Below are 12,008 nucleotides of genomic sequence, written 5' to 3' on the forward strand. Positions count from 1 at the left end.
TCAGTGGATAGCAGCGGGTTAGTTGGCCGACAATTGCCGGTAGCGCGGCTCCCGTATTTCCTTATGATGCCAATCGGAAGGAGGGAGGATTTTGGCAGAACGCGTGCGTGTTGCCATAGTTGGATCTGGTCCAGCAGGTTTGAGTTCGGCTGCGCATGCAGCTGCTCTCGGGATGAGCCACGTCCTGCTCGAAAAGACCGATCACCTCTCCGACACGATTTTCAAATATCAAAAGGGCAAGCATGTGATGGCCACGCCATCAAACCTTGTCCTGAGATCCGATCTCGACTTTGACGCGAGCAAGCGCGAGACGGTCCTGGGCATCTGGGACGAGCAAATCTCCGGCCAGTCGGTCAATGTGATGCTGAATGCAGAGGTCGTCGCAATCGAAGGCGAAGCTGGCGAATTCTCTATCCAGCTAAAAAACGGAGATGCCATCAAGGCGGAAGCGGTGGTGCTGGCAATCGGCACGCAAGGCAATCCCAACCGGCTGCGCACACCCGGGGCCGATCTTCCGCACATCCAATATCAGCTCGATGATCCCGGCGAGTATTTTGACGAGCATATAACCGTGGTCGGTTCCGGCGACGCGGGGATCGAAAATGCACTTGGATTGGCAGCCGATCCGGCTCAGCGAAATATCGTCACTATCCTGAACCGTCGGGCTGAGTTCGCACGCGCCAAGCCGGCCAATGTCAAACTGCTGGAAGAAGCCGAAGCCGATGGCCGGATATCGGTTCGCTGTGAAACCAGCCCTTTGGAGGTGCGTCCGACCGAGCTTGTCCTCGAGACACGCGATGGCGAGCAAACTATACCCTGTGACCGCATTATTGCACGGACCGGGTCCCAGCCGCCGCGCGGATTTGTCGAGGCGATAGGGGTTGAATTCAGCAGCGAGGATCGAAGCGCATTTCCTTCGTTGTCGCCTAATTTTGAGACCAGCAAGAACGGCGTTTACGCCATCGGGGCTCTGGCAGGATATCCGCTGATCAAGCATTGCATGAACCAGGGTTACGACGTGATCGAGTTCCTCAACGGGAACCATGATCTCAAGCCGGCTGACGAGCCTATTCTGGCAGAAAAGTTCGGCGCCCTTCCCGGCCAACGCAGTGTTAACGAATGGCTCGAGACGTTCCGCGACCAGGTGGTGATCCTGCGAGAACTTTCGCCGCTGCAAATTCGCGAGCTGATGCTCGACAGTTCAGTGGCACATTTTCAGTCGGGCGAGATCATTTTTAGCCGCAACGACACCGGCAACTCCATGTTTGCCATCGCTGAAGGTTCGGTTGCGGTCGAGGTCAATCCGGATGATCCCTCGATAACAGTGCCGATCGAACAAGGCTCGATATTCGGTGAGGTCGGGCTGATTTCCGGACGTCGGCGAGGCGCAACCATCCGCGCAGCCGAACCGACGACGGTGGTGGAGTTCACCCGCAGCGCGGCTCTCAAACTGCTCGCCACAGCCCCCAGCGCAAACCGCGCGGTCAACCGCATCTCGATTGAACGGCAGTTGCTCCAGATGTTCGGTTCAGGATTGACGCGCGACGACGTGGCCGAGTTGGTCGACAACTCCGAAGTGATCGAAAAGCGCGCAGGCGAGATCGTGATCCAGGAGGGCGCGGACGACAAGGACATATACATCGTCCGCCGTGGCTCGATGATTGTCGAAAAGGATATCGGCGGGCACCCTGTGTTCCTCAGCTATCTTCCAGCCGGATCCTACTTTGGCGAGATGGCGGTGATTGATGGCTCGGCGCGGACTGCCAGCGTCAAGGCGGCGATCAAGTCCGAGGTCATCCGCATTCCGGGCGCATCATTTATGTCCCTGCTTGAGCGCAACCCGCGACTGCGCGAACGGGCGATCTCCGACATGGCAAGCAGGCGCGAAGTCAATGCCTTCGTCGAGAGCCGCAAAGACAGTTTTGGCGGTGTGGTCGACATGTATTCTCAGACCGCGCAATTTCTCGTCGACAACGGTGTCGGCGAAGCGACCGATGTGCTGTTGATCGATGAGAAATTGTGCATCGGCTGCGACAATTGCGAAAAAGCATGCGCCGACAGTCACGATGGTCTGAGCAGGCTCGATCGTGAAGCCGGCCGCACATACGCGCATCTCCATGTGCCGACCTCATGCCGCCACTGCGAGCATCCGCACTGCATGGCAGATTGCCCTCCCAATGCGATCACGCGCGGCCCAGACGGCGAAGTGGTAATTGACGAAACCTGCATCGGTTGCGGCAACTGCCAACGCAATTGTCCATACGGTGTGATCCGGATGGAACCGAAGCCGCCTCCAAAGCCATCATTCTCCAAATGGCTGCTGTGGGGGATGGGTCCCGGCCCCGGCGAAGCGCCATACTCTTGGCGCAAGAAAAAAGCAGAGAGCGACGGCACAGAACGGCCCAAAGTCGCGATCAAGTGTGACATGTGCAGCGGCATTACCGGTGGTCCTGCCTGCGTAAGAGCCTGCCCAACCGGCGCAGCAATCCGGGTCGCGCCTGAAAAATTCCTGTCGGTCGCGCGGCTGGAGGAAGATAGCTGATGGCGACCGCCCCCAAAGGCGATTTCGATTATCATGACAGCCGCCGAGCGTCCGATCATGAGAGCTTTCTGGTCCATCGGCGTATGCGGTGGGCGAAAATCGCGGGGGCGCTAAGCTTCGTCCTGTTTCTCGGATATCTGCTCATCGACCAGCAACCCCGGCCCAATGGCGGCAGTTGGTACGGCTATCTGCTGGGTACAATCGGACTGGGCCTGATAATCTGGCTTTCCCTGCTGGGTATTCGCAAACGCAAGATGACCGAGGGGCACTGGAGCCTGAAGGCGTGGACCAGCGCCCATGTCTATCTCGGACTCTCGTTGGTGGTTATCGGAACGCTGCACACGGGATTTCAGCTCGGCTGGAACGTGCACACGCTGGCGTGGTCGCTGATGATGTTGGTCATTGTAAGCGGGCTTTATGGCATTGCTGTTTACGCCACGTTGCCGAGCCAGCTGAGTTCCAACCGCAAGGAGATGACCCGCAAGCAAATGGTCGACGCGGTGGAAGCGATTGATCGGCAGTTGGAGCAAGCGGCACAGCCCCTTGACCGCGAACAATCGAACCTCGTCATCGCCGCGCTGGAGCAGGATATTTTTGCTGGCGGATTTTGGGCGCGCCTGAGCGGCAATTACAGCAAATGCACCACCAAACGCGCGCTCGACAGCATGCCGGATGATTTCCGGACCAGCCAGAACGAAATTTCTGCCGAAGGCAAGGTCCGCGCATTGCTTCGCCGCCGCGCAGCCAGCCTCGCGCAAATACGTCGTCACATGCAGATCAAGGCCCGCCTCGAGATCTGGCTGTTCATCCACATCCCCGCCACCATAGCCCTGCTGGCAGCGCTTCTCGCGCATGTCATCAGCGTGTTCTACTATTGGGGTTAGGCGGATGACATTCCTGATCCGCACCATCGATTATACCTCCAGCGGTCGAGAGATCGTGCGCGACCGTACCCTGGACCAGGACACGGTGACGATCGGTCGTTCGACCGAATGTGATATCCATCTGGCGGACCTGGCGGTTGAGCAACACCATGTCCGCATCGTGCCCGCAGCCGGCGATCAGCTGCGCATTGAGGCAATTGGCACGCTGGGCTTTGGCATTGATGGCCGAATAGCCACTGAAGCGACAGTTGCCACCCGCGAAGGCGCTGAACTGGCGCTGGGTTCGTCACTGCTCGCGCTTGACACCGATGGATCGGGCGCGACCCGGATCACCGTCCGCAAGTTGGAGGAACGTGAAGGCAAATCCGATGCACTGCGCGGCTTTGCACTCGCCAGCATACTGCCCGGCAAGCGCGCGTTGAGCTGGACGGCGGTCGGCGCGATTGTTCTGGCATTTCTTGCTTTACCTATCGTTTCGCACCTTACGCGCGAGCGGATCGATTCCGAAAGCGTGCGCGCTGGCGGCGTGGCCTTCGACAGCAGTTGGAGCACTGGCTCGCTGAGCCTTGCTCACCACGGTCTGGAAGAAAATTGTGAAGCATGTCACGTTGATGCCTTCGTCGCAGTTCGCGACGATACCTGCCTGTCATGCCACGAAGAAGTAGGTGATCACGCCGTCGCTGGGCGAATGGCGGACGGCAGGAAACCGCACGAATATGAAGAAGCCATTCTATGGGCGGTCGCGGATATTTTCGGCAAGGAAGGGCCAGGCGCTTGCACAACATGCCATACCGAGCATGAGGGACCGGCGCGAATGGAGCCGGCGAGCCAGCAGTTCTGCGCCGATTGCCACGACTCCCTCGACACGCGTTTGACCGATACCGAGTTGGCCAATGCCCATGATTTCGGCACTGCCCATCCCGAATTCAGACCCGCGATCTTCACCGAGTTACGCCGGGACACGGTGCGGCGGATTTCGCTCGCTGAAAAGCCGCAGGAAGCCAGCGGACTCAAGTTCCCGCATGACCTGCACCTCGATCCAGATGGTGGTGCCGCCAAGATGGCTATCCGGCTAGGTTCGTCAGGCGGGTACGGTGCGCCACTCGAATGCAAGGATTGTCACGAAGCGAGCCGTGATCGCGCCAGTTTCGAGCCCGTCAGCATGGAAGAGAACTGCGAGTCCTGCCACAGCCTGGTATATGATCGTGTCGGAGCCACTTACCGCACTCTGCCGCACGGTGATGTCGAGCAGACGCTGGCTGATCTGCGCGCGTTGGATCGAACGCCGCGGCGACCCGTGGTTTCTGGACGCTCGCGACCGGGCAAGTATGCGCGCGGCGGGCTTTATTACTCCACCTTTGGGCCGCCAGCCACGTCACGTGTCGGCGTGAATCGAGCGCTAGCGCCAGGCGGCGTCTGCGGAGAATGCCATCTGCCTGCGACCAAAAATGGCAAGCCGGGCGTAGTGCCGGTTAACCTGCCCGATCGCTTCCTGCTGAATGGAGGGTTTGACCACTATGCGCACAGCCAGGAAGATTGCAGCAGTTGCCATGAGGCCAGTACATCCAAGGCCTCGAGCGATCTCTTGCTGCCAGACCTAAACAGCTGCCGCAAATGCCACCAGGGTGAACAGGCGCGTCAAGCTGAAGTGCCTTCAAGTTGTGCCATGTGCCATTCCTATCACGCGCCAGGCCTCCCCCTCCCGGCAAACAAACCCGGACAGGATCGCGACATGATTGCGTTACTGCGCCGCATGGGAATAGAATGATCGTGGGGGTGCACCGGATATGCTGATCGCGCAGATGACCGATATCCATATCGGGTTTGAACCCGATGCCAGGCCCGAGGAACTCAACCGCATCCGTTTCCGCGCCACGCTCGATCGCTTGCTCAAACAGCCCAACACGATCGACCTGTTGCTGCTGACGGGTGACCTGACAGATCGTGGCGACCGCGAAAGCTTCGAAAAAACCGCCGACATGCTGGCAGAATGCCCGTTTCCAGTCCGTGTCCTGGTGGGCAACCACGATAGCCGCGAGGAATTGCTGCGCGCCTTTCCCGAAACGCCCTCCGAGGACGGTTTCGTTCAATATGCCTTCGAGCAAGAGGGGTTACGCGTGCTGTGCCTCGACAGTTTCGAACCGGGCCGGCACGGCGGGGCGTTCTGCGAGAAGCGCGCAGAATGGCTGTCAAACCAGTTGAACGATCATCCCGATACGCCCGCGCTGATCTTCATGCATCACCCGCCGGTGGTTTCTGGTATCGACTGGATGGACCCGGCTCAGAATGACAATTGGATCGAGACATTTGGCCGCGCTGTCGAAGGGAACGACCAAATTCTTGCGATCCATTGCGGGCACCTGCACCGCCCATTGCACACAAGCTTCCGCGGTATTCCCCTGGGCGTCACTCCCTCAGTCGCACCGCTCGTTTCGCTCGATCTGCGCAAGGTCGATGAGAACACGCCGGACAGCCGCGTGCTTATAACCACCGAGCCGTCGACTTACGCACTCCATCGCTGGGAGGGCGGCTCGCTAGTCACGCATTACGAAACCGTCGGAGACTGGGATGCACTGGCCTATTACGGCCCGCAATTGCAGCCGATGATGCGCGAGATGTTCTCAGATCGGGAAACCGGTTGAATTCCCAGGTCGAAAGTCACTTACCCAACACCCGCCGTGTATCTGACCGGCCCTCGCTAGCTGGAACCCAAACGGTCATGATAGGTTCGTCGCGAACCTTCCAGGGTACACCTGACCGGGTCAAGAACAGCCGTTCCATCTCTGGCCGCGAGAAGGGCCGCGAACCCAGCCTGCCGAACACCGCCATTTGGCCGCCGGTTTCGTCGACCGCACGATCACGGTCCAGACCTTTGGACAGGGCGATCGCGGGTGTTGGCGTGCGCGCCCAGGCAATCAGCTCGGGCACAGGTGCAGGGCTGAAGCCATAAAAGTTGCGCTGGCTGTCAGGGCTGGTGAGTTGCAGGACTTTCAATCCATTGCGGCCATCCGCGACATAGGCAAACAGCGATGCGTTGGTGGAGGCGACTATCACGTCCTCCACATCGTTGAGCGTACCGCCCAGTGTCTCGAACCCATGCACGCGCGGTCTCAGCGGGTTCGTAACATTGAGGATTACCAGTCCGTCCTTTTTCGCGGCGACATAGGCATAAGTGCGAGCAACGTAGAGTTTGCGCGCATCGGCAAGCGGTACAGTGGCTTCGGGCTTTGCGACCGGATTGCGCAGATTGGTGACATCAAACAGCTTCACGCCGTCCGCATCCGTCACCCACAGATAGCGGAACTGGATCGCGCTGGCCCGCGCATCGGAAAGTTCGCGTACCGCCGCGACCTTTGGCACCAGCGGATCAGCCAGATCGACTACGACCAACCCCCGCCGAGCCGTGATATAGGCCACCTCACCCGCCAGGTGGATATGCTGTGCACCATCAAGCACGCCGTCCGGATTCCAGGCGTCTTCCCCGCCCGCAAACCGCACGCGGTCCAGCTTGTTGTTGCGGAACTCGCCGTCAGCCATCGTGTTCACATCGACCAGGATCAGGCCTTCTTCAGCATCGGTGATCGCGGCGTATGAGTAGATCGGCAGGAAGGGCTGCTCCTGGTTCATTTCGCGCATCTGGGAGGTATTGCGCAACGGGTTGATCGGTTGATTGGTAGCAAGCGCCATGCAGGTCGCATTGCGGGTGCTCACATGCGTGTCATGGCCCAGGGACGAGAATGGCGCCGAGATGATCCGCTCTGAAATGCCCTTGTTCGCGATCGAAGCGACATCGTAGACGCGGAATCCGCCCTTCCCTTCGGCCACGAACATGTATTCGCCGCGCAACTGCAGACAGTTGACCCGGTCGCGCGTTCCTTCATGCGTGTTGACGAACTGCTCGAACGCCTTGGTCTCGCCGCTCAAGTCCTCATCAAAGGTCTTGCCGCGGTTCCAGTTCTTGAGTTCGCGTCCATTGTCCTCGACATGCATCCGCCAATAGTCGGGATAGGCATAGCGATGGAGATAGGAGCCGAGCACTGCTTGCGGCTCATCCCATTCGGTCACCCGGATAGCCGAAAAGCCACCTTCCAACCCGGTCCAGGCGTTCAGCCCGACGAAATTGACGTAGTTCGTACCCAGCAGCAGCAACTGCGCCATGATCGCATTGTTGTCGTCGTTTGCAGATAGGTGGCAATCACTACAGGTCTTGGTTTCAGTCTTGCGCACGGTATGCGGAAAATGCGGCGCAAAGGCTTGGCTCGAGAACCCGGACGCCGAGATCGGTGGCTGCTGCACATAGATCCGCTCGCGGTTGATATTGGTCGATGACAGCACCAGCGCGCTGGAAGAACGGACCGGCGCGGTCTGATTGCCCTTGGTCGTCTGATGCTTCCCCAACTGGAACATCTGATCGCGGGCGACCTGCGGATTGTAAGTCGCGAAATTGCGGGTCGTTTCGCCTTCGTAACGGTGAACCTTGCTCTTCCAGTTCGCCTCGATCGGCAGGTGACAGCCCCCGCAAGAAGTGGTCCACGACAAATGGCAGGTGTAGCAGGCCATTTCCGGATCGCGGTGTGCGCGCCCTTCGTCCTCGATGCCCAGACCGAATTCGAACTTGCCGGTTTCCGCACCCATCCGGCTCATCAACTTGGCGCGCGCCGCCTTCGCATTGAAGCCTGCGCCGTTAGGATCAACGCTGTCACGAACCAGAGAGACTTCCCATTCAAGCGACGGATCGACGATGGACCGCTGGATCAGCTTGCGAGCACCATCGTCGCCTTCGATCCATTCGAACCGGCGGCGGCCGTCCGGGTTACGCAAAAGGGTCAAATTATTGCCCTTGGGCGGCGCAGCAGGGCCGCTGGTCAGAAGCGTGGGGTAAGCATCCGCTGTACCGTGGCAATCCTTGCACCCGATCTCGATGGCATTGGCGACTTCGCCATAAATCAACCCGTTGCCATGGCTGTCTTGAGCGTAGTGGCAGTCAGCGCATTGCATGCCCTTTTCGGCATGGATGCTCATCAGATGAACGCTCTTGCCCGGATTTACGCCCGGCTCGACAAATTTGCCTTCCCCTTCCTTGCGCCATTTCTCGGGATCGTCAGGATCGACAATCTTGCCATCCTTATCGAGCAGATTGCCTTCCCGGTCGCGCTTGAAGATCCCACGGAAGTTCCACCCGTGCCCGTGATAATCGGCAAATTGCGTATCGCGCAGTTTGGGGTTGAGTTCATAGACATTGCGCAGGAAGTCCAGGTCGCTCCAATTTCCTTTGGGCGCAGCACCTTCCGGATTGCGGTCGAGCACCTCGCGCACTTCCTCGGCGGTCGGGTATTTCTGGTCCTTGGGCCACATGGAGGGCGCGTCGCTCTCATAGTCCCACATGGTGTAGCCAAGGTAGCTGTTAAGGAAGATATTGGGCTGGTGCATGTGGCAATTCATGCATTGCGCTGTGGGGATCGCGCGCGTGAAGACATGCTGGAGCGGATGCCCTTTTTCCTTCTTCGGAGGGGCATCGTCATGTTGATCGCCCGGCCGCTTTAATGAACCGTGACCACCGGGTTGCTTGTCGCCGTAAGCACTCTCGAGCTTACTCGCGATCGTCTGGTCCAAGGTGATCGACTGCCCGTCACGCCCGTGCTTGGCATAAATCAGCGAATGGCGGGGCTCGCGGTCATTGGCATAGATCACGTGGCAGCTGGCGCAGCCTGAATGGCGATAGTCACCCGGTTGATCATTCGTGCCCATGAACCAGGTAAATGGATCGTTGAGCCTGGTCTTGTGGATATTGAGCGCGGGGATCGCCACCCGCAGGCCGGTCGCGGGGCCTCGATTGGATTGTTTCAGGTCAGGCCTGCCAGGTTCCTCTAGCCGCTGGATCTGTCCGGTAGGATTGGGCAGTCCGATTTCCGGGAATTGCGTTGCGATATTTCGCCCGCCGCGCTCGAACACGCGAAACACATCTCCAGGGGGAATGACCTGCCAGGTCGGCAGTGGATAGAGTTCCGCCAGCGCGCCGCGAGCCTTCTGAGCCTCGCTAATCTGGCCCGGAGGTTCGCCCGGGGAAAGCAGCTTCGCCGGCTCTCCCTCGCGCGTATAGGCCTCGCCCAGCGCGTAGTTCTTGTTGGGCAGAATGCCATTGTTATAGGTCGCACCGCCCCATAGCATGGCCCCGGTTGCCATGATCGAGCGCTCGCCCGCTTCAATAATCTCGATATGACACGATCCGCATGCCTCCCGGGCGACACGGTAGTCACTGGGATTTACGAAGCGCACAAACTCCGGAGCTTCAAGATTGAGCAGCGCGTAGCTTCGCTTCGGATTGGCAGAAGACGGCCAATGCCAACTTTCAGGATAGGTCGGCAGGACGTGCGCCTGGTTTCGCGCGAGCACGTAGTCGTCATGATCATGCGGCAATTCGGAATTGCCGACGACACTGGCATCGCCACCGTGACAGTCTGTGCAGCCCAGCCGAACTGCAGGCGTCACGTGCATGGTCGGCGCATCGGTGCGCACATGACAGGACGTGCAGCCCTCAGACTTCGCCATCATTTCCGCGACAGTCTGCTGCGCGGGTGCTGGCGGTGCCGTGACCCGGGCGTAGTCGCGCTTGACCGGCTTCTCGCCTTCCGCAGCGCGGGTTGACCCGAACGAAATCACTCCGGCAAATGTGGCGAAGGCAAGGAGCAAGAAGAGGGCGCGGAAACGAAGCATCAGTAGGTCAGCACCGCGTTGGCCAAGATGGAGTAGTAGTAACTACCACCTCCGCGCTTGTCGAACAGATCGCGGAACCCATCCCCTGAAAGCAATGCCGCCGCTGATAACCGGAACACGATATTCTGCGTCGCCTTGGGGCGCCATATTGCCGCGGTCGAGATATCCCATCCGATATCGCGCGGGATCGAACCCTCGTTGCGCAATACCTCGATTGTCGCCGTATTCTCGAACCACAGATGGTTGGCATTGGCAGAGACGCGCAATTCCGGCGTGAGATCAAAATCGGCACCAGCGCCAACCAGGATCAGGCCCGGATTGTTGAAGTTCGACTGTCCCTGCTCTTTCGAGGACCGCAGCGAATTGAGCAGTCCATTGCGACCATTGACCGAAACGGCACGACCGCCACCCGCAAACGGGATGGTCTGCCTGATCCAGTAACTGGTGTCGGCCCCGGCGAAGACCGGGTTCTCGAAGATCGCATCGAAACCGGTTTCCTTGTCGTCATACGGATCGCCATCGCCGCTGGCATAGGCGCCAGACAGCCGAAATCTCATCCAGTCCTTGTCATAGCTCAGTTCCGCCGCGCCAAAAAATGCCTGGATATCGGCAGGCTCGCTGGTGAAGAAGCTGTTCCGGTCCTCGCCCAGGGCGGCATAGGCACTGGCGGTTACATTGATCCGACCGATCCTTCCGTCGGCATTATAACCAATGTAAAGAACATCGTAATCGCGTCCGCGCAGATCACCCAGCAATGCAGGTCGTACCGGGAAGCCATTGTCGTCGATCTCGATCTGGTCGCCTTCACGATTGCGGTTGTAGACCAAGGTGAACTGGCTGGTGAGCGCAGGGATCAGGAAGTCCTGGCGATAGCCATTGGCGACAAAGACAAGGTCATCGCGCGGGCGCTGGGTGATGGCATTCAGCCCGCTGTTCGTGTCTTTCTCCAACCGCCAGAAAGCACCCAGATTATATTGAAAGCGATTGTTATCCCGCGTGCCGAAAAGCCTTAGGCCAAGTTGCTGATCATTAAAGAGAAATCCGCGAAAATCAGATTGGAATGGCTGGATTCCTATGCGCATGGAATCGAAATCATAACGGGTCGAGACATTGCGGAAGTGGTAGTCAAAGAAGGCTTCCTGCACGCCCACAAAATGATCGAGCCTATGACTGGCTCTCGACGGCTCGACAAATAAGACCCTTCGCTCCGGCACGTCGACGTAATTCACATTGAGCGCCAAAGTGACGCGATACTCGACGTCGGGCGGTTTGAATGCCGTGCTGCCCTTGATCAGAGCCGCGCCCGCGATGAATGTTTGCGAGAACACACTCGAGAAGTCATTGCCGAAGAGATCGATACGGTCAGGGTCCTCGGTAGTTTGCACGCCCACCGGAATGGGGAAGCTGCGTGGCTCGATCACGGTGTCACTGATGGCATTGACGACGAAGAACCAGTCATTTCCCTTGATCGGTAGCCAGGGCACCTTGTCCGGGTCGATTGGCCGGTCACCCTTGTAAGTATTCTGGTTGTAGGGATCCCAAAAGCGCTCCTTGACCAATCCCAGGGTTTCGATCAGCCGCCAGCGATCGGGGATCGGGATATCTTCCGTCGGAAAGGCTTGCGGAGGAGGTGCGCGCACGGCCCCCGGATTGTCTTGTGTTACCTGATCAGGGAGCCGTCCGGTAAAATCCGGACGCCTGCGACCGTCGATGATTTCAGGGTCGACCGGTGGTGGTTCGATCTCCCATGGCAGCACAGGGGGCTCCTGCTCCTGCACGGACGAGTTTTCGTTCTCGGGCGTGGGCGTAGGCGTAGGCGGCTCTGCCTGCGCCACCGCCAATGCCAGCGGGATTAGCAGGCTCGACAC

Annotated in this window: 6 protein-coding genes; 4 read left to right on the forward strand and 2 right to left on the reverse strand. The window is 59.0% G+C overall.

Annotation, left to right across the window (positions count from 1 at the left end; translation table 11 throughout):
• The first annotated feature begins 91 nt into the window (after positions 1 to 91).
• From ACXYL9_RS10150 to ACXYL9_RS10165, 4 genes are read left to right on the forward strand one after another with little or no spacing between them, the layout of a single operon-like run.
• The gene (locus tag ACXYL9_RS10150; protein WP_459039378.1) at positions 92 to 2,542 is read left to right on the forward strand and encodes a cyclic nucleotide-binding domain-containing protein; all 2,451 of its coding nucleotides are present in this window, start codon (positions 92 to 94) and stop codon (positions 2,540 to 2,542) included.
• Positions 2,542 to 3,426, forward strand: a complete 885-nt coding sequence (locus tag ACXYL9_RS10155) for a hypothetical protein (RefSeq protein WP_459039379.1) — start codon at positions 2,542 to 2,544, stop codon at positions 3,424 to 3,426. Before ACXYL9_RS10150 ends, ACXYL9_RS10155 begins: the two co-directional genes overlap by 1 nt.
• Before the next feature lie 4 nt (positions 3,427 to 3,430).
• On the forward strand, positions 3,431 to 5,194 hold the full coding sequence (locus tag ACXYL9_RS10160) for a cytochrome c3 family protein (RefSeq protein WP_459039380.1): 1,764 nt from the start codon (positions 3,431 to 3,433) through the stop codon (positions 5,192 to 5,194).
• 19 nt (positions 5,195 to 5,213) lie between these two features.
• Positions 5,214 to 6,068 (forward strand): metallophosphoesterase, encoded by an 855-nt coding sequence (locus tag ACXYL9_RS10165; RefSeq protein ID WP_459039381.1) that lies wholly within the window; start codon positions 5,214 to 5,216, stop codon positions 6,066 to 6,068.
• A 16-nt stretch (positions 6,069 to 6,084) separates the two neighbouring features.
• Here ACXYL9_RS10165 and ACXYL9_RS10170 read toward each other — a convergent pair whose 3' ends face one another.
• Positions 6,085 to 10,140, reverse strand: coding sequence for a multiheme c-type cytochrome (locus tag ACXYL9_RS10170; protein ID WP_459039382.1), 4,056 nt, complete (start codon positions 10,138 to 10,140; stop codon positions 6,085 to 6,087).
• Positions 10,140 to 12,008 carry a hypothetical protein gene (locus ACXYL9_RS10175; protein WP_459039383.1) on the reverse strand — a complete coding sequence of 623 codons (1,869 nt, stop codon included), beginning with the start codon at positions 12,006 to 12,008 and terminating at the stop codon, positions 10,140 to 10,142. Before ACXYL9_RS10175 ends, ACXYL9_RS10170 begins: the two co-directional genes overlap by 1 nt.

It is taken from the genome of Qipengyuania sp. CAU 1752 (genome assembly GCF_054482615.1).